This is a genomic window from Paenibacillus xylanivorans, assembly GCF_001280595.1.
Lineage (GTDB): Bacteria > Bacillota > Bacilli > Paenibacillales > Paenibacillaceae > Paenibacillus > Paenibacillus xylanivorans.
This window is the reverse complement of sequence record NZ_LITU01000065.1, coordinates 39,185-59,091: the sequence shown is the minus strand read 5'-3', so window position 1 is coordinate 59,091 and position 19,907 is coordinate 39,185. Positions and strand designations below refer to the sequence as shown.

Sequence of the window (19,907 nt, the reverse complement as noted above, 5' to 3'; positions counted from 1 at the left end):
GCTGGTCTTACTTGTCCCGGCCCTATTATTTGTTTATTTTGCGAGCCTCGTACCCGCCGTGTCTCAGCGTATCACGGTATCCGGATATATTCCCTGGATTCCGTCACTGGACATTGGATTTAATCTATATCTGGATGGTCTAAGTTTGCTGCTGACATTGTTAATCACCGGAGTAGGAACGCTGGTGGTGCTCTACTCCATCTACTATATGGATACCAAAGAAGCCTTAAACCGTTTTTACTTGTATCTGCTGATGTTTATGGGAGCCATGCTTGGCGTAGTGCTATCGGATAATATGATTGTGTTGTATGGATTCTGGGAGTTGACCAGTATTACGTCCTTTCTCCTGATCGCTTTTCACTACAAACGCAAAGCGTCCACCTCAGGCGCACAGAAATCGTTCCTCATTACCGTATTTGGCGGATTCGCCATGCTGGCCGGATTTATGCTGATGTATCTTATGACGGGAACGTTCAGCATTCGGGCAACCATTACGGAATGGGGACAGATTCAGGATAGTGCACTATTCTTGCCTGCGCTTGTGCTGATTCTGATTGGGGCTTTTACGAAATCGGCGCAGTTTCCGTTCCACATCTGGCTGCCTGACGCCATGGAAGCTCCAACACCCGTCAGCGCCTATCTGCATTCTGCAACAATGGTCAAGGCGGGACTGTATGTCGTAGCCCGGTTTACACCGATTTTCGGCGGACAGGGGTTGTGGTTCTGGCTCGTCACGGGGGTTGGGCTGCTCACCTTGTGTTATGGATCATTCCTTGCCGTCAAAAAAACTGACCTTAAGGCTATTCTGGCCTACTCTACAATTTCACAGCTTGGTCTGATCATGTCTCTGCTCGGCGTTGGCTCGGCGGCCATTTATTTCGGTTATGGCGAATCCTCCGCGATGTACACGGTTGCCATTACGGCAGCACTGCTTCATCTGTTCAATCACGCTACCTTCAAGGCGGCACTGTTCATGGTCGTTGGCATTGTGGATCATGAGACAGGCACGCGGGATATAAGGAAACTCGGCGGACTTGCTTCATTTATGCCTGTGACCTTTACGGTAGCGCTCGTCGGAGCACTCGCCATGGCCGGAATTCCGCCGTTTAACGGGTTTCTGAGCAAGGAGCTGTTCTTCCAGGCTATGGTGGAAGTGACACACCTCCGCATCTTTGGACTCGGGTCATGGAGTGTACTCTTGCCTGTCTTCGCCTGGCTCGCAAGTGTGTTCACTTTGATCTATGCGCTTATTATTGTATTCAAAACGTTCCTTGGACGAACTCGCAGCGAGATTCCTGCCGAGAAGCTGCATGAAGCTCCCATCGGCATGTTGATTCCTCCGGTAATTCTCGGGATTCTCGTAATTATATTCGGTCTATTCCCGAATCTACTGGCTGGGTCATTAATTGAACCAGCGATGGCTGCTGTACTTCCATCACTGCTGAATGGAAATGAACACTTTGATGTTCATTTCTCCCTATGGCATGGCATTACACCGGAATTAATCATGACCCTCGGTGTTATCGCCCTTGGTATTACATTGTACAAACTGTTGCCTCGCTGGAGAACGATTTATGAGCACTACCCTCAAGGGTTAACGATAAACAATATGTACCATGTCGTACTCGATAATCTTCAGCATTATGCACGCAAATGGACGGAAGCCTATATGAATGGCTCGGTTCGTAATTATCTGGTATACATTTTCTCGTTCACCGTAGCATTGCTGGTCTATGCCTTTTTCCGCTCAGGGGAAAATATCACCTGGAATTTCAAGGGTAATGCCCCCTTCTCTTTCTATGAAGCAGTACTGCTCGTCGCACTGATTGCGGCAGCGGTTTCGATCCCTTTTGCCAAGAACAGACTATCCGCAGTCATTATGACAGGCGCAGTAGGTTACCTCGTCACTTTACTGTTCGTGCTGTTCCGAGCGCCGGATCTGGCACTGACCCAGATGATTGTCGAAACGGTATCCGTTGCGCTGTTCCTGCTCTGTTTCTACCATCTGCCTGAGCTGCAGCGGGGCAAATCAAGCCGACGTTATCTTAGTGTAAATATGATTGTTGCGATTGCAGTTGGGGTCGTAATGACCTTTGTTGCCTTGGCAGCGAGCGGAACCGCGTCACTGGAGAGTATTTCAGACTTTTTCATTCAGGAAAGCTACAATTTGGCTGGCGGCAAAAATGTCGTCAACGTGCTATTGGTAGACTTCCGAGGATTTGATACCCTACTGGAGATTATGGTACTTGGGGTAGCATCACTGTCCATCTATTCCATGATTAATCTGAATCTCGAAGCGAGGGACCTTGGGGCTAGACTGAAATTCCGTAAGAAAGAACAAACTGAAGAAACCGATGCAGATACAGATGACAACGCGGACAATACGAAAAAGTATGGCAACCGTGAACGCAGCTCATCAACCTGGGATACCGTACCCCTCCAAAGCAATGATGTGTTGTTGCAAACGACAACCAAGGTTGTTGTCTTTATCATTCTGACCTTCGCACTGCATCTGTTCTTCGCAGGACATCATAACCCGGGTGGCGGTTTCATTGGCGGCCTGGTGACCGCCGCTGGTCTGGTTTTAATTGCGCTGGCATTCAGTACAGATACCGTACGCAAAGCGTTACCTATCGATTTTCGAACCTTGACGGCCATTGGGCTGGGCATTGCCTTATTGACTGGAGCAGGCTCGTTTTTGTTCGGCGTACCCTTCCTGAGTCAGACCTTTGGTTATTTTGATCTTCCAATACTTGGAGAAACGGAACTTGCAACCGCGATGCTGTTTGACCTCGGCGTATATCTCGCCGTCCTGGGAGTCACCATGAATATCATTCTACAGATCGGGGAGGATCGCTGATATGGAAATATTGATGTGTGTGGCCGTTGGCATTTTGTTTGCAGTCGCCGTCTTTTTAATCTTATCGCGGAGCCTGCTCCGGATCGTGCTCGGCATGTCCATACTCACTCACGGAGTACATCTGCTGCTGATTACGATGTCCCGTCTCAAAACTGGAGCACCACCGCTGCTCGGGGAGCAGGCTGAACGCTACGTCGATCCACTTCCCCAGGCGTTGATATTGACATCCATTGTCATTAATTTCGGACTTACCGCCTTTTTCTTCGTACTCTCCTATCGTTCCTATTTGAAGCTGAAAACAGACGATATGGAAGAAGTAAGGGGGCGTCCTTATGAATAATCTCGTTGTTCTGCCCATTCTGCTGCCACTGATTACCGGGGTTATTGCCCTTCTGTTCTTCCGGCGAATAAACATCCAGCGGGTTGTGAGCGTTATCGGCCTCTTGATGACGGCAGCCGCTTCAACCGTGCTCATTACCCAAGTGGCACAGTCCGGGATACAAACACTGAATATGGGAGGGTGGGAACCACCCTACGGTATTGTACTTGTTGCCGATATGGTATCGGCCTTGCTCGTCGTTGCCGCTTCGATCATTGCGCTGGCGTGTCTGCTCTATGCCTTCCGCAGTGTGAATAAGGAACGGGAAGAACATCATTTTTACCCGTTCTTTCATTTCCTGATTGCGGGCGTGAACGGTTCGTTTCTTACCGGAGACCTGTTTAACCTGTTTGTCTGCTTTGAACTAATGCTCATCTCTTCTTATGCACTGATTGTATTGGGAGGTACGGAAAGACAATTACGGGAAACGATCAAGTATGTATTGATTAACATTGTCTCTTCTGCACTATTTGTAGCCTCTATTGGCTTTCTCTACTCTATTACCGGCACACTAAACATGGCCGACTTGTCCAATCGAATCGCCGAAGTTGGACAGAGTGGAGTCATCACCCTGATCGCTGTCCTCTTCCTGATTGTATTCAGTATCAAGGCCGGACTGTTCCTGTTTTTCTGGTTATCCGGTTCTTACGCAGCTCCTCCGGCAGTGGTCACCGCCCTATTCGCCGGATTGCTGACCAAAGTTGGCCTGTACGCTATTGTGCGAACATTCACACTGATTTTCTATCATGATCCGGACTTCTTCCATGCACTTATCGGCTGGATGGCTGGAGCGACCATGGTACTCGGGGTAATCGGGGCTATCTCCTATCGTGACGTCAATAAAATTCTGATCTACAACGTTATCGCAGGGGTGGGATTTGTGGCATTCGGCATGGCGGCAGCGAGTCGTCCGTCACTGGAAGGTCTACTCTTCTACATGCTGCATGACATGCTGATCAAAACACTGCTCTTCCTGCTCGGGGGTGCTCTGATCGCGGTCGCAGGAACCTCCAAACTCGACAATATGGGCGGTCTGATCCATCGCTACCCACTGCTTGGCTGGATGTTCTTCATCAGTGCACTTGCCTTGGCAGGCATTCCGCCTTTCAGTGGATTTCCTGGGAAATTGTTGCTATTCGAAGGCGGGTTGCAGGCAGGCTTGTACGGTCTGACAGGCATTGCCGTCCTTTCCAGCCTGCTGATGTTATATTCGGTACTGCGCATCTTCATCCAGGCGTTCTGGGGTGAACCGCCAGCAGGCGCAGTGAGAAGACCTTATGCCGTGAACGGACTGCTACTCCCTGCCGGAATTCTGTTTGTATTCATCATCGCGATGGGTGTGGGGGCTGAGGGTATGTTCCAGCTGACCTCCCGCGCAGGCGACATTCTGCTGCATCCCAATATTTATATTGATGCGGTATTGAAGGAGTAGATGCTTATGGCCTTTCAGATTGTGCTCAATCTGATCATTGCCTTTGTATGGATGTTTCTCAATAATGCGTGGAATGGCGTTGGCTTTCTCACGGGTTATCTGCTGGGTCTGCTGCTGATTGGGAGCATGCGACGATTCTTTCCGCAACGCTTCTACATCGTTCGTGTCTGGGCAATCATCAAGCTGATTGCCTTGCTGTTCAAAGAACTGGTACGGGCCAGTATTGAAGTTATTCGCCAGATTGTGAAGCCGAAGCTTGATATTCGGCCAGGCATATTTACCTATCAGACACAGCTGTCCTCCGATTGGGAGGTTACACTCCTGTGCCTGCTCATTTCACTAACGCCGGGTTCCCTTCCACTTGAAATTTCGGGCAATCAACGCAAATTATATATTCACGCGCTGGATATCAAAGACCAACAAAAAATGAGTGACGATATCAAAAATACGTTCGAAAAAGCCATTATGGAGGTGACACGTTAATGTTATCCTCACTGTTGTTCATTTCCTTGCTTATTCTGTCCCTGGCGATCCTGGGTTGTCTGTACCGCGTACTGCGGGGCCCCTCCATGGCTGACCGGATTACAGCACTGGATACCATCGGTATTAATGTTATTGCCATCGTTGCGGTACTATCCATGATGCTTCATACCCAAGCTTATCTGGATATTATTCTGTTAATTGGCATTCTCGCTTTTCTAAGCACAGTTGCATTTGCACGATACATTGAACGGGGGGCGGTATTCAAAAATGAAGGAGATCGTTGATGGAACCGCCGGAATTGTCATTGGGCTCATTGTCCTGATGGGAGCACTACTGAGCGCATTTAGCGCTTTCGGACTGATCCGACTGCCAGATGTATATCTACGGGCGCATGCCGCCACCAAAAGCACTACACTCGGCGTACTTTGTGTACTGAGCGGAACGTTCCTCTTCTTCTGGTATTTCGACAACTATATCAGTGCCCGGGTATTGCTTGGCATTGTGTTTGTCTTTATCACAGCACCGGTAGCCGGACATCTGAACGCACGGGCTGCCTATCGAACAGATGTACCACTATGGGAACAGAGTGTGCAGGATGAACTTGAACCGCTCTTGAAAGGTAAAAAGGTCAACCATGAAGCCAAGGACATGATGGAATAGTCGCTTGCTTCGCAACCAGATACCCCCGGGAAATGCCACACATTACGTGGCCGTCCCGGGGGTATTTTGGGCTATATGATTCAGCTTAGTCCAATATATGTTCGTAAAGCAGTGGTAGCAAGCTATATTTAACCCGGATTAGAATCCATCCAGACCCTGTCTTCTCAGATCAGAAGCAACGATTCGTGCAAGCTGGGCAGCACCATCACGATTCGGATGTAGCGTGTCTCCTGTCATATACAAGGTCAGTGTTGCAGCCGGTCCAATAGATGTGAAATAAGCCGAACTGAGTTTGTTCAGTTCTACAAGCTTCACGCTCTCTTCCTGAGCCAGTGCACGTGTAGATGCATTGTACCAGCGATTCTCCGCAGTATGCACATTGGCTGAATTGAAATCAGTTGCCCGACCCTGAGGCGTCGACAGAATGACGGTGGCTCCTTTATTTTTGGCCTGACGGACCATGTCACGCATGATCTCCTTAAACTCTGCTTCCGTTGTATTGTTCTTGGCATTCGTATCATTAATCCCTAATTGCAAAATAAAGTAGTCTCCTGGCTTAATATACTTCAGAATTGCTTCCATCTGTCCATCATCGCGGAAGCCTCTTGCAAATTGACCACTAGAGGCCATATTGCGAACCTGAAATGTACTGGTATTCACGTAGGAAGGAAACAGCTGTCCCCAGCCACCCTGTACACTACTGCCGAGTGGATAATAATTGCAGACCGTCGAATCGCCACCAATATAGATCGTACGGTTCGTCACCGTCTGATTCGATATTTTCCGGATTTCAAGTGCGCTGAGTGTAAATGCCGTGCCTTCCTTACCTTCTGTTACCAACAGATTTAACTGTCCATCCGTCACCGGAATTTGAAATTGATCGGTCGCCCCGTTACCCGTCATATTGATGATGTGGTATACGCCTTCTGCCGCCACACTCGATCTGGCTGTATTACCCAGGACCACCTTGACCTCGTAGAGACCATTGGACAAATCCACATTAAACGTATTCGTACTCTTCGTGCCAAAGGTGACGAACTGAACGGCATCGCTTGCAACACCCGTTCCAGAGGCAGTGACATTACGCATATTGGCCGGGGTATTGAATCCATAGCCTTTCGCTGTAGTGTAGGCATCCGTTGCCGATACACCTGTGTAACCGTTCTCAACTGCACCAGCACCAAAATCAAATTTGTACTCATTCGCCGCAGCTTCGGCGACCTGCCCGCCATTAACTGCCAGAGCACCTCCAATCAGACTCGTAAACAGGGTAAGACAGAGCAAATACCGCACGGATTTTAACCATTTCATGACTACTCTCCTCTCAAGGGTTCATTTGTAGGATTGCCTTACAGAACATTATCAAGCCAGTCATAGGACTTCGCTCCACTGATCTCATGGCCACCTCTAAAAAAGTCTGCATCCAGCCATTTCTGTGCATCCGCCTGTTTATAGATCTCTGTCAATCGTGCATAGGCTTCTTTGGCTGTTGACAGCGGAAATACCTGATCTTCACTTCCAGCTTCAATAAATAGCGGCCTGGGTGCAATCAAACCTATGATATCCGGCAGCTCTGCTTCTCTCAGAATTCCTGGAATATAATTGTCGAGACAATGATTTCTGTCCAATATGCTGCCCTGGAAAGTACTTACGTAACCACTCACGACTGCCGCACGGCACCGTTCATCCAGCGCAGCAGTGAATGCTGTCACAAGTCCGCCACCCGAGATGCCCATACTGCCGATACGTGCTGGATCAGCTTCAGGACGAGTAGTTACGTAATCCAGCACACGCATCGTCTCATAGATTCGATGTCCGGCCAGGGTTTGCCCTGTCATGAGCAGATGGGCGGCAATTTTGGTACAGGAGCTTGCGCCTGGAGCTGCATCCCGATCCTCCTCCAGCCTACGGTCACCAAATCCAAGCAATTCAGGAGCGGCAACCACATATCCACGCTGTACAAGAGCGACGGCGAAGTCTTTATGCAAGCCGGGCTCTCCTCTACGCGGTGAACCGTCGGGTTCCATGCCGGATATCTCCCGGCTGCCATACCCGTGTCCATGACAGGCCACAATAGCTGGCCGAGATTCATTGGTAGCGCTTACCTCATTCGGAATCAACATATAGATGGGCATGCGCAACCCCGCATAGGTCGTAATCTCAACCCGCTCCCGGATGTAGCCGTCACATGAGGTGCGTTCCAGCAGTACGGGATTCAGCTCCGCCGCCACGGTTGGGAAACCGCCCAGCCGCTCTTTAATCCGTGTTCGCAACTGGCTGCGCCATTGCTCAAGAGCTTGACCCGCCTGATAAGCGGAACGTCCGCGCGGGCTTGTTTGTTTTTGCAGATAGGATTCAATATCCGACATTACCGTTCATCCCTCCTGTCAATTCAAATGATAGACGTATGTAAAAAGATTTATGTTGGGCTTGTCCAATCTATTATAAAATACCGTCCAGCCCGTGAATTGAACATTATTGCCTGTTTTGGGCTGAATTCACACTATTTTGATGAAAAAAAAGATATCCTCGCATACCTGAACTTCAGGCTTCGAGAACATCCTTCTTGATCTTGTACTTCTGCTCTGCATGTCCATATCAGCAAGTTCGATGAAATGATGAAGTCAGCCTTCATTCCCTGAACCCTGGTAGCCACCAGTTCCATCTGCCCATCAGTTTCATGAGCGCAGGTACCAGTACCAGACGGATAACGGTAACATCAATTAATACCGCTGCCGTAATTCCAATGCCTAGCTGTTTTACACCCACCACGTCAGCAAAGGCAAACGGCACGGTTACTGCCAGAAGAATCGCCGCCGCCGATGTAATCAGACGTCCGGTTGAAGCCAGTCCTTGCTGTACGGCCAGATCACTATCCCCTGTTCGTCTGTATACCTCCTGGATGCGCGTCAGCATGAATACGCCATAGTCCATTGAGATACCAAATACGAGCCCGGCAATGAACACGGGAATCATGATCGCAATGGCAGACGGCTCCATGCCCAAATGTCCCTGATTGAAGACCAGTACGAGGACGCCAAATGAAGCAGCCAGGCTGAGCAGATTCATCAGAATGGCTTTGATTGGAATGAGTAATGACCGGAATGCTGCGAGCAATACGAGATAATTCGTTACCACAACAAACACCAGCACTTTGGGCAGTTGGCCTGAAACTTCTTGCATGATTTCATGCTGCTTGACTGCCTCTCCGCCATAACGCATGGGTATTGAGGAAATGGAGTCAGCTGTATCCTCGGCCCTCATCTGTTCGAGCCAGGAAGCAGCCTCATCTGAGCCGGGTGCTCCGTGAATGGTAGCCACCATACGAATGGAATGGTCAGATACATATGAACGCAGCCATGAAGGCTGCTGAGATTCGGTTTCTTTCAGCGCTTCTGGCAGAGATGACGATGGAATGTTCATTTGAAATTGAGTTTGGAAAGAGAGCTTGTTCGGCAGCATGATTCCCCATGCAGATTCAACAGCCATCACATTCGAATCCTGCTGAAGCTCTCGCATTTTATTCAACGCAATCCGCCAGTGGGAAGCACTTAACGGCTCTGCGGTTCCACCAATCACAATCTCTACAGCAGAGACGTTCTTTTGTCCAAAAATGCGCTGTAACTGCTCCGTCGCCTGGCGCGACTCCATCCTGGCAGGCAAGGAGGATGCGTCCGGAATAGCCAGCTTTAGCCGGGTAACGGGAAGAACAAAAAGAAGCAACGCACCCGTTCCAAGCAGCGCCATGCGAACTGGGCGTTTCATAATCATGCCTGACCAGAATGACCAGATCGAACGTGAATGTAACGTTTGTTGGTGCTGAACCTGCTTTGAGGAGATGGAATGCCTCGACCCTTGTCTAAAGATACGCACAGAATTAAGAGATAGAATCGCTGGCAGCAGTGTTATATTAAGCAGGACCGATATGACGAGCACGATAATGGCTCCCAGGGAAACACTGAGGAACATCGGTAGCCTAATCCATAGCAGACCGAGTAGTCCCAGCAGCACACAAGCCGCAGAAAAGAATACAGCTCTTCCCGCTGTACGCAGCGTTCTCTGCAGAACTTCCCTTTCCCCTGCACCTGCTTCTTCACTTTTCTTACCTTGCTGAAGTTCCTCCCTATATCTGCTGAGAATAATCAGGGCAAAGTCTATGCTGAGGGCCATTCCCATCATTGGAATTACGTTGATCACAAAGTTGGAGAGCGCCAGATGGTAACCCATGAGGGAAGTAACCCCCATTGCCGTTATTACACCGGATACCCCCATAATGACAGCAAGGAGAGCCGCATAAAGACCTCTGAATGCAAAACACAAAATGACGAGAGCAAGCGGCAGACCCACAACCTCTGCCCGTTCCAAATCTCGGAAACTGAGTCGGTTTACATCCTGCTGTACAACGGATTCCCCTGTTATTCGGATCGTTCCCGAACCGTCTGTTGTAAGCATGGAATGCAGCTGTTCCAGGGGTGGACCCATCTTGTGAGAGGGTACATCAAACCCTAGTAAGGCATAGGCCACATCCCCCCGCAGCATCTGACTTCCAGGTGCTTCAAGCGGAGAGATTATGGACGTTACACCTGAAAGAGTGTGAACCTGTTGCAGTCCATCTTTAATCCAGCCTCGGAATTCAGCGGGGGTAGTGCCTGTCTTTTTTTCAAAAAGAAGAATAACCGGGTCAGCAGGAACATGGAACTCTTTCTCAAGAACAAGCTCTACAGCATGAGCATCTCCCTGGTTCAAGTTCAATCCATGATCCTGAACATTGCCGGGCAATTTCCACGCCCAGACGGCTGACATCCCGATGACAAACACCCAACAGAGAATGATGAATCGCGGATATCGGCTAATGAGGACAGCAAGGCTGCGATAACCCATACCCAAGCTCCTCTGATATCAGATTGGTAATTCCGTTTCTTTTTAAATCACGCCTTGATTCACTGGTTCTCTTTCTTCAACGGATGCAGGAACATAAGTAAAAGGAAGCAATTCCGCTGTGAGCCCCGGTCCAAAAGCAAGCGCAATTCCGCTGGAAGCTTCTTCCCTTTTACGATAATCATCGCGGATGGCTTGTAAAACAAACAAAATCGTCACAGAGGATAGATTTCCATAATCCCGTAAAATGTTTCGGCTGTAAGCAACCTGCTCATCTGACAGCTCATACAGCTTCTGCACCGCATCCACAATACCTCTGCCTCCAGGGTGGATCGCCCAGATCTCCGGTAGATCGCTGCCGTTCAGCAATCGTTCAACCTCTGGTCCAAGATGTAAGCCGAGCAGCTTCGGAATCTGTGGCGAGAGATACAGATCGAAGCCGGTATTGCCCACTTCCCAGATCATCTCTTCCGAACAGTCTGGCAGCAACACGGAATGCCCGCTACCCAATCTGAACAGTTCTTTGCGTCCTAATCCGGACAGACTTACAACACAGGCAGATGCGCCATCCCCGAAGAAGGACGCAGCGAACAGGTCATCCCGCTTGGCGGACGGTTGAAAATGAAGGGTGCACAGCTCCACACATACGATAAGAACCGTAGCGTCTTTGTCACTCGTCACAATCGAATTCGCCAACTGTACAGCTTTCAGACCGGCGGCGCAGCCCTGGAACACAAGCGGAATCCGGTTTACACGCGGCGATAGTTCAAGCTGCTGAATCAGCCGAACATCGAGACCGGGCAGGAACTGCCCTGTACAACTGACGGTAATGAGATGTGTAATCTCCGAAGTCGAAACGACGGCATCCTCAAGTGCCTGACGTGCTGCCTTGATTCCGAGCGGAACGGCTGCCGCCTTATATTTAGCCATACGTTCGGCTGTGGTCGGAACGTTCTCCGCCTGGGTAAAGGGCAAATAACGGCAAGACCCTACAGGCTCCAGCAGGTTCGGTTCACATGTATAACGCGTCTCGACACCACACTGGTTAAATATTCGCTTGGCCCATCGTCTGGAATCTGGCTCATGCTCCAGTGCTTGTGCGAGCCGGGCAGACACATCCTTTTGCTCAATGCGGTGACTAGGCAATGCCGTTCCTATTCCCATGATACTTGCGGCTATTGTTCCATCAAGTTGGTTCATCGGCTCCAACCTCCTTATATATAAAATAGGTTCATGTCACATGTGCAGGATATAGTACAAGTCTATTCAGGGCTTGCCCCCTTTATGTTCACGAAACAAGCAAAGACGGACAACACATGCGAATTACGCACAAGTTGTCCGCCTTATTAAACGAAGATTACTATATGTTTTATCCAGGCCTATCTATCAACAGGCTGTTCAACCAAACCCGATGCTACTCCGGTCGGATCACCGTAAATCTCTCGCCAAGTTTGGCATAGTCATTCCCGGCCAGTCTGCTGATTGGTTTCAGCTGGTCCATCAATATATATTTGGTGGCAGGATCATACACGTTCTCACTGAAATGATACTGCACAATGCGAACCAGAAGCAGATCACTCACAGGTGCTCCCTCATCGTTCAATATCGGAATATGCTGATACAACTTACACTCCATCCGAATAAGCGCCTCCTGTATCCCCGGTACGGACACCACGTTACTTGGCACAGTTGTCAGATTTGTCCGTTCCAGCTCACTTTCGTGAGGCTCCAGCATGGCTGCTGTCTCGTTCATATCAAGAGCGATCGATTCATCACAGATATGTACAACGAGTTCTTTCCCGGAAAGCACATTGCGAGCCGTATCTTTCATAACGCCATCCTTGCGAGCAATAGATATGGATAATAGCGGCGGATCAGAGCTGACTACATTAAAGAAACTGAAGGGCGCGGCATTAATGACACTGCCATCTTGAGAACGTGTTGTAACAAATGCGATTGGGCGTGGCACCACCGAACCACTCATCAGTTTATAGTTATCTCTGCCCGTCAATTCTCGCGGGTCCAAAGTATGCATAAAAAGCTATCCCCTTCCTTGATCGTGAAACGATACTCATCTCTCACGAGAGCTTCGCTTCATTATTTATTATATATCGTAAAATGTTGAAATCACAAAAACTCCTTGGCGCCCCATCAGCACCAAGGAGTATAAACATTCGACTTCGTATTTGATATCTATTATTTTACAATACTATTCTGAATGTCTTCCATAATTTGAAGGTTCGCTTGAACTCCGCTATACAACCAGCTGCTGGAACGGGTAAATTCGAACAAGTTACCATTTTTCACTGCCGGGATGCTTTGCCATACCGGATCTTTCAGTGCTTCTGAACCAGTACCTTCATCACTGTTCACAAAGAACAGATAGTCTACATCCATTTCCGCCAATTTTTCAAGGGAAATGGAAGACCAGTTGCCTGTCGCTTTGGCAGAGATTTCTTTCACAACTTCAGGCTCTGCAAGTCCAAGCTCCTTGTACATTACTTCTCCACTCGATACATTGTCACTTACGATGAAGAACTTGCCACTCACCAGCCAAATGGCTGCTGCAGATTTCGTTCCACCTGTAACGGTATTGATTTTTTCCTTGATTTCTGTTGCTTTCACTTCGTAATCATCAAGCGCTTTTTGTGCTTCATCGCCTTTATTCAGAATTTCGCCGATTTTCAGCAACGCTTTACGCCAGTCGCTATTGATCTCATCGCCAAGTACATAAGTAGGCGCAATCTTGCTGTATTGTGCGTATTTCTCGCCTTCAACCACACTTTCCGAACCGATAATAATCAGATCCGGGTTGAAGCTTGCTACCGCTTCGAAAGGAAGATCGAAGGCAATCGTTGGAATGCCGTCCAGATCTTTTTGCAGATATTCCTGGATTCCGTTGGCTACAGACCACTGGGCAACTGGCTTAACGCCAAGTGTAACCAGGTTATCTTCCAGATAGGAAGCGATAATACGCTCGAGATTCGCCGGGATTTTGACTTCGTGACCCATTGCATCTGTCAGAGTACGTTCTGCCGGAGCTTCTGTCTGTGTCTCTGTCTCCGTTGCTGTATTGTTCTCCCCTGCTGCTGTACCGTTTTCTGCTGGCTTCGATCCGCATGCTGCCAGCCAAATAGACATGACCATTACCGTGATCAGAAGCATGATCATTTTTTTATTTTTCTTAAACACGTGACTATCCCCTTTCAAGATGAACATCTCAATGGATTGAGTTGTTATGACAGACTTAGACGTTTATACATTATTCATGCATATTATACTTGTATGTACTTTTGTCCAATTCCATTGACAATGATAATTGTTATCAACGTAGTTGTCAATGCAGTTTTTGCCGGTTAAGGTCTAATGTGCGTTCATTCGAAAGATTCACATTTAGGCGAATGCCGCCATATGCTAATTCCAGAATACGACGACAGGAAGGATGTTCGTACATGGATTACGTTTATAACACCTATTCAGGATATGATGAGGATCGTTCGTTTCAATTGCCACCACTATTCCCGGGAGGCGCTCCAGGAGGTCAGCCTATGCCAGGTTTTCCAGGAGCACCAGGTTCCTATCCCCCTTACATTCCAGGCGGAGGCACGGGCGGTCAACCTCCCTACTTTCCTGGAGGCGTCCCTGGTACGGCGCCGGGTGTGCCAGCTCAGCTGTCACAGGGCAATCTGCCCACCTTGCTTAGTGCCTATCCTCGCCCAGTAGGTCAGCCCCCTGCGGAGATGGTTTTTCTGTATAACCTCATCAAAAGCAGTCCCGGCCTTCTACCGCTATTTATCCAGCAACAACCACAGAATCTGACCCAGGCCGTGCAATTTGCCCAATCGGGAGTAGCGACACCTCGGGATCCCGAGCAACGTGTACTGCAAAATTTCTGTTACAACCGTTGGTCTCTTGTATTTACGTACAATGACGTTTACTTAATGTGGCCTTCCACCAATCTGTTCGGTTTTGTCATCGGTTACTTCTATCCGTTTCTGACTCCAGGTATCCTGCTCAATACACAAATTTTGTTTGCTCTCTGCTAAAGCCCGTTCAAACATAAAACAAGCGCCCCAGCTGAAGGACAGAACCTTCCACTTGGAGCGCTTTTTTATGGCTACATTATTTCTTTTTTTGTTAGCGAGTCGTTTTTCTGGCCAGCGTATCAACGCAATACATTTCACACCAGTTGCTGTTTATTCTGACGTCTACCGCTCTTGCCTACCATCACAAAGTAAATCAGCAACGCGCCAAGATCCGCACAAGCGATAACAATACCCATCGGCACAGCTGTGCCTTCTCCTCCCAAACCTACGAGCGGAGCGACAATGCCGCCGAAGAGAAACGTCATTACCCCAATAAGAGCTGACGCACTACCTGCCGATTTCTCCTGATTGGCCATCGCCAGTGCGAAGGAAGCCGTATTAACCAGCCCCACACTGGATACCACGAGGAATAACGGGATCAGGACCGAAATCAGATTGCCTCCAGCCAGAATGGCAATGAGCAAAGATGTTCCTCCCAGCGCAGCAGTGACCAGCCCTGCGATCAACAGACGGGTTTCAGATACTTTACCTGCAAGTCTTCCGGCGATCTGACTTGCCAGTATGATGCCCAGACCGTTAATGGCGAAGCAGACACTGAACATCTGCGGGGAGATGCCATATATTTTCTGAAGCACAAATGGCGAACCCGATATGTAGGCAAACATGCCAGCAGCTACGAACCCTTGGGCTAAAGCATATCCCATGAACTGGCGATCGCCCGCAATTTTGCGGAATGTAACCAGAGTCTGCTTCAGCCCTCCGCTGGATCTGCGTTCTGGAGGAAGGGTCTCTCCAAGACCAACCACCACAGCAATTAAAGTCAAAATACCGATGATACTCAGCAAAATAAATACGCCGCGCCACGATGTATACGCGAGCAATTGTCCACCGATAATCGGTGCAGCTATCGGTGCGACACCATTAATCAGCATTAAGAGCGAGAAGAAACGTGTCAGCTCCGGTCCGGAATACACGTCCCTTACCACCGCGCGCGAGATGACAATTCCCGCCGCTCCCGCTGCCCCCTGAATGAACCGAAGCACAACAAAAGAACCCATGGTCGGGCTGACCAGGCAGAGTATGGAAGCGATTGTATAGAGAATAAGACCCGTAATAAGAGGCATACGACGACCACGCACATCACTTAAAGGTCCAGCCAGCAGCTGTCCTGCCGCCAGCCCGACCATACATGCCGTTAGACTGAGCTGGGCATAAGAAGTGGAGGACTGGAATTCATCGGCCAGTGTGGGCAGTGCCGGCAAATACATATCCAGGGACAGCGGGCCAAAGGCCGACAGTGTCCCCAGAATCAGTGCCATACGTACCCGGGATGTAGAATGGGTGCTTAATGAGGCTGGTGTACTTTTCATATGAATAACATATTCCTTTCCCTGCGGTAGTTCTCTTTTCCTTAGTGTTCTCCGTCTCCCAGCAGCTTGAGCAGGTTGGAAGGCAGTGTGAACTGTTGATTGTTAATGATAATACGACGCAGCTCTTCTTCATCCCGATCGTTCTCGGCATCCTTGATTTCCTGAATCTCCCGGTGCAGCCTCTCCATTTGCTGGTCCAGTGCGTTCGCAGAGTCCGCTGCACTTTTCAGCTCTTTGGTCAAACGCTCGGGAACATCCTTATTGTATTTATAAAAGATTTTATGCTCCAGGCTGGCCCAGAAATCCATCGCAATCGTACGAATCTGAATTTCCACACACGCCCGTTCTTCTCCATTAGACATGTAAACAGGCACCTCCACCAAAAGATGAAGGCTTTGGTAGCCGTTTGGCTTCGGATTCTGGATATAATCTTTTACCTCCAGCACACGCAGATCACTTTGGTTGCACAACATATCCTTAATGCGATAAATGTCTGAAATAAAGGAGCAGGTAATGCGTACGCCAGCGATATCCTTAATATTATTCTTGATACTTTCAAAGGTTAACTCATGATTTTTGCGGAACATCTTGTTCATAATGCTCTCAGGTGACTTCAATCTGGATTTCGTATGTTCGATCGGGCTGTAATCATGCAGGGACTGAAATTCTTCCTTCAGCACCTCAATTTTGGTCTCCATTTGATCCAAAGCAAATTTATAGATCATCATAAATCTCGTAATTTCATATTTAAATTTCTTGAATTGATCAATCGGATGTGGAGCGTTCATCATGGTTTTCTTCCTTTCTTCGTGCACACTAAAGTTAGTTTTATGAATAAGAGGACATCGGTCAATCCACATGTCTCCTGAACCATTATAAATCATATGGAGCCAATAAACGAATTTCTCGCAACGCCCCCTCGTTACTGACTGGAAGGTATGGGAACCTCGTTTAGGCGCATCCTAAAGAAGGATCATTATCCATTGGCATCCCATTTCCGATGAAAGAGGTCGATCTCCCTGCTCTATCATGTGACGTATTCGTCCGATGCGCTCCGGGTAAAAGGCTATTTAGGCCTGCCAGACGGCTGCCCCCTCCCCGCCTTCTCAGCATATGAAAAAGCATATACCAGCTCTGCCCTTTCAGGCTTCGCCATATCGCAACAATCCATGCAAGTACAACAGCTCACAAGCCGCTATCCTCCTGCAAAACAACACACCTTGGACGGCAATGGTGCACGTTGGCCGGTTCTGATCTATTGTCGCGGCGGGCTGGGCAACTATGGTGGGGTAAATACTGCTTGGCTGGAGCAATTTGTCCATAAAGGTTATATCGTCTTTGCTCCATCCTATCGTGGCAACGAGGGTGGCGAAGGGCATGACGAGTATGGCGGACGAGATGCCGAAGATGTGCATGCCGCTTACCGGCTCGTTCAGGAGTGGCCCTTTGCCGATACGAAGCGAATTTCAATGATGGGATTTTCTCGTGGAGCCATTAATGCCGTACATACAGCAACGACCTACAATGAAGGGCCTGGGACTTAGAATTAGATCAAAGGATTTGGCTTAGGACAAGAACTTTACTGATAAAAATAAGTGCTTGTCCCTAAGACATATTTCAACTTTTGATCCCTAATCCCAACCGACATAGAATTTTGGCTTTATTTCATTAAGACATTATATATACCAAACAATCTTTCTTGTGTATAGATTACGCCTAACAAGAGTTATGCGTAATTAAGTAATAGTTTATCCTTGGTATGCACAGCACAGTACCCTACCTACATATGCTATGCCTATATATCCCATTTCGGCCAATTTATTCAAAATTTTTAGCCACATTTTTTCTGTACATTTCCTTTTGATTGTCATCAAAAAGGTTCAGTTTTTAGCGTTTCAGTCATTCAGGAAAGACCCACCACCCTCCCTTAAGTAATCATCTAATCGGTAATGGAAACATGTTCTTGCCCTCAACAACAGCTAGTTCCAATACCAATTTAATACCTAGATCCCTGTGCTTATCTCTCATTAAGTCATTAGTTCCATAAGAATGTGAAAACTGTCCTGTATTATGCTACTTATTGAGGTTTTAGCTACAATGCTTTTAAATTAGATATCCACCTAATCGGCAATCGGTACAAGTTCTTGTCCTTGGCTCGGGACACGAACTTGTACCGATAAAATAAAAAAGCCGCTATAATAGCGACTTCAATGGGACCATGTTCTTGTCCTCTGCTCAGGACAAGAATTGTACCGATAAAATAAAACACGTTTCACTGTTGTGGCAACAATTTTAAATTTGATATAGCAATATTGTACATAAAACAAAGTTATAAACCATTTACACTGAAAACTATTCCTATAAAAAGGATTTGATCTCTTAAACGCAGAAACCCTTCATCAAATCCCGATCACTTGTTCACAAATTGAGAGATCGTTTCTTCGGTTTCCACTTGATAGCTTAGTTGCTGAAAATACCCAATCTGCACTTTGGGAGAAAGGATAATATTTACTCCTTCCTAGATACGAATCAATATTGTATATCGGTTCTAGAGTTCTATTCAAAAGCTTCTGAAAAATCGACTCAAAACCAAATACAATAGAACATCTGTTTAACCCAATGCCTTGACCTTCAAAGAGAAACAGGTACACCAGCAATCAGGATAAACTCCTTCTTCTTGTTAATGCTGCTACCAACATTAATTACACCATCTCGGTAAAGAATAAATGCTTTCATCGTCAGTATGCCTCCTCTGCCGGCCGAGACTCCCTGCAACCGGCTCACGGCTACGCGCGGCCAGCTTTTGGCCGGCAGCTGCCTCACGTAATTGTTGCTCTGCTATCGGTATGCGTCCTGGTGCAGATCGATTTGATTAGTTTACTTTTCAGTGGCCTCGCTATAGGCATAGGTGTTTTGCTTAACTTCTAATTACATATAACTTTGCATTTTTGCTTCAATTTGGTATTAGTTTAATGTAATCAATTGACAGATCGTAGTCTGAACTTGAACCATTTTTACCTGCAACGTTAAACTTAAAAGATTTATCGCCTGCCGAGCTGAAGGTGATAGTAGCAACATTCAGTTCTACATAGTTAAATGCAGAGGAATATAAATCCTGAATCAGACCATGATTGACACCGTTTACAGACAATTGAAACTGCCCTCTGTTCGCTCCCTTTTTCACGCCGACCCTTACACTATAGCTTCGCGCTTCGGGCACATTCACCGTGTATGTCACAAAGTCGTTGACTGCATTGGCGTCCAGTGCAGTTCCAAATCCACCGCTCAAATTTAGGTCTCGACCGGTTCCATTCCCAAACATGGTGTGTTTGTCGCCTGAAGTTGCGCTTACAAATAAATTTTCTGTTTCATATCGGCTGCTTTGAACTGAAATATTATCAAATTTGGCAGCTGAATCATACGTTCTAAGACCAACACTGCCCCCAATATAGGTTGAATCCGTTACATTAATCTTAGGTATCGTCATATCATCAACATAGACCTTAATGGAAGCATCTTGTGCGACGATTTTAACATGATACTTTGTATTAGCCGTTAAGCTCATAGAAGCAGTGGAAAGCGATGTCCAATTGTTGTTAGCCTTTCCGATCAAAACCTTCTGATTGGGAACATCGAGTCCAGCATAGTAGCCTTGGTAAGCATCCGCACCCGTTCCAGGATTGGATACTCTAAATACCAGACCCGCATTGCCGGTTGACCCCGGTGTCACATCAGCTTCATAAATTACATCTGAGAAATTGGTATCCAAAAGTGCCTTGGCACCCGGATTTGATGCTAC

17 protein-coding genes are annotated in these 19,907 nt (G+C 47.7%); 8 read left to right on the top strand and 9 right to left on the bottom strand.

Going from position 1 to position 19,907, the window contains the following annotated elements; genetic code table 11:
* The 6 genes from AMS66_RS17635 to mnhG all read left to right on the top strand — a co-directional run.
* Positions 1-2,860: Na+/H+ antiporter subunit A (locus AMS66_RS17635; RefSeq protein WP_236703486.1), on the top strand; the 2,860-nt coding region annotated here is incomplete at its 5' end.
* A gap of 1 nt (position 2,861) precedes the next feature.
* Positions 2,862-3,200, top strand: a complete 339-nt coding sequence (locus tag AMS66_RS17630) for a Na(+)/H(+) antiporter subunit C (protein ID WP_024631879.1) — start codon at positions 2,862-2,864, stop codon at positions 3,198-3,200.
* Positions 3,193-4,671, top strand: a complete 1,479-nt coding sequence (locus AMS66_RS17625) for a Na+/H+ antiporter subunit D (RefSeq protein ID WP_053782047.1) — start codon at positions 3,193-3,195, stop codon at positions 4,669-4,671. The genes AMS66_RS17630 and AMS66_RS17625 overlap by 8 nt, the downstream gene beginning before the upstream one ends.
* A gap of 6 nt (positions 4,672-4,677) precedes the next feature.
* A complete protein-coding gene (locus AMS66_RS17620; RefSeq protein WP_053782046.1) occupies positions 4,678-5,154 on the top strand; it encodes a Na+/H+ antiporter subunit E in 477 nt (158 codons plus the stop codon).
* A complete protein-coding gene (locus AMS66_RS17615) occupies positions 5,154-5,438 on the top strand; it encodes a Na(+)/H(+) antiporter subunit F1 (protein ID WP_053782045.1) in 285 nt (94 codons plus the stop codon). The genes AMS66_RS17620 and AMS66_RS17615 overlap by 1 nt, the downstream gene beginning before the upstream one ends.
* Entirely contained in the window at positions 5,422-5,814 is a 393-nt protein-coding gene (mnhG, locus tag AMS66_RS17610) for a monovalent cation/H(+) antiporter subunit G (RefSeq protein WP_053782044.1), read from the top strand. Before AMS66_RS17615 ends, mnhG begins: the two co-directional genes overlap by 17 nt.
* Before the next feature lie 138 nt (positions 5,815-5,952).
* Here the strand turns inward: mnhG and AMS66_RS17605 are convergent, their stop codons facing one another.
* The 6 genes from AMS66_RS17605 to AMS66_RS17580 all read right to left on the bottom strand — a co-directional run bounded on the left by AMS66_RS17605 (position 5,953) and on the right by AMS66_RS17580 (position 13,884).
* The gene (locus AMS66_RS17605) at positions 5,953-7,125 is read right to left on the bottom strand and encodes a rhamnogalacturonan acetylesterase (protein ID WP_053782043.1); all 1,173 of its coding nucleotides are present in this window, start codon (positions 7,123-7,125) and stop codon (positions 5,953-5,955) included.
* A 38-nt stretch (positions 7,126-7,163) separates the two neighbouring features.
* Positions 7,164-8,183, bottom strand: coding sequence for an alpha/beta hydrolase family protein (locus tag AMS66_RS17600; protein WP_053782042.1), 1,020 nt, complete (start codon positions 8,181-8,183; stop codon positions 7,164-7,166).
* Positions 8,184-8,445: 262 nt separating this feature from the next.
* Positions 8,446-10,695 (bottom strand): MMPL family transporter, encoded by a 2,250-nt coding sequence (locus tag AMS66_RS17595; protein WP_053782041.1) that lies wholly within the window; start codon positions 10,693-10,695, stop codon positions 8,446-8,448.
* Positions 10,696-10,737: 42 nt separating this feature from the next.
* Positions 10,738-11,892, bottom strand: a complete 1,155-nt coding sequence (locus AMS66_RS17590; RefSeq protein WP_053782040.1) for a type III polyketide synthase — start codon at positions 11,890-11,892, stop codon at positions 10,738-10,740.
* 214 nt (positions 11,893-12,106) lie between these two features.
* Positions 12,107-12,727: a flavin reductase family protein gene (locus AMS66_RS17585; RefSeq protein ID WP_053782039.1), complete on the bottom strand. Its 621-nt coding sequence runs from the start codon at positions 12,725-12,727 to the stop codon at positions 12,107-12,109.
* Between the two features lie 161 nt (positions 12,728-12,888).
* Positions 12,889-13,884, bottom strand: a complete 996-nt coding sequence (locus AMS66_RS17580) for an iron-hydroxamate ABC transporter substrate-binding protein (protein ID WP_236703485.1) — start codon at positions 13,882-13,884, stop codon at positions 12,889-12,891.
* A gap of 260 nt (positions 13,885-14,144) precedes the next feature.
* Between AMS66_RS17580 and AMS66_RS17575 the strand changes: the two genes are divergently transcribed.
* Positions 14,145-14,738 (top strand): hypothetical protein, encoded by a 594-nt coding sequence (locus tag AMS66_RS17575; RefSeq protein WP_053782037.1) that lies wholly within the window; start codon positions 14,145-14,147, stop codon positions 14,736-14,738.
* A 134-nt stretch (positions 14,739-14,872) separates the two neighbouring features.
* On the opposite strand, the gene AMS66_RS17570 is transcribed toward AMS66_RS17575, so the two are convergent.
* Entirely contained in the window at positions 14,873-16,108 is a 1,236-nt protein-coding gene (locus AMS66_RS17570) for a multidrug effflux MFS transporter (RefSeq protein ID WP_053782036.1), read from the bottom strand.
* A gap of 41 nt (positions 16,109-16,149) precedes the next feature.
* Positions 16,150-16,896 carry a GTP pyrophosphokinase gene (locus AMS66_RS17565; protein WP_024631866.1) on the bottom strand — a complete coding sequence of 249 codons (747 nt, stop codon included), beginning with the start codon at positions 16,894-16,896 and terminating at the stop codon, positions 16,150-16,152.
* A 381-nt stretch (positions 16,897-17,277) separates the two neighbouring features.
* Between AMS66_RS17565 and AMS66_RS17560 the strand changes: the two genes are divergently transcribed.
* On the top strand, positions 17,278-17,652 hold the full coding sequence (locus AMS66_RS17560) for an alpha/beta hydrolase family protein (protein ID WP_236703484.1): 375 nt from the start codon (positions 17,278-17,280) through the stop codon (positions 17,650-17,652).
* A 1,409-nt stretch (positions 17,653-19,061) separates the two neighbouring features.
* On the opposite strand, the gene AMS66_RS32765 is transcribed toward AMS66_RS17560, so the two are convergent.
* Positions 19,062-19,907 (bottom strand): family 16 glycoside hydrolase (locus AMS66_RS32765; RefSeq protein WP_160319699.1); only part of this gene is annotated, 846 nt, incomplete at its 5' end.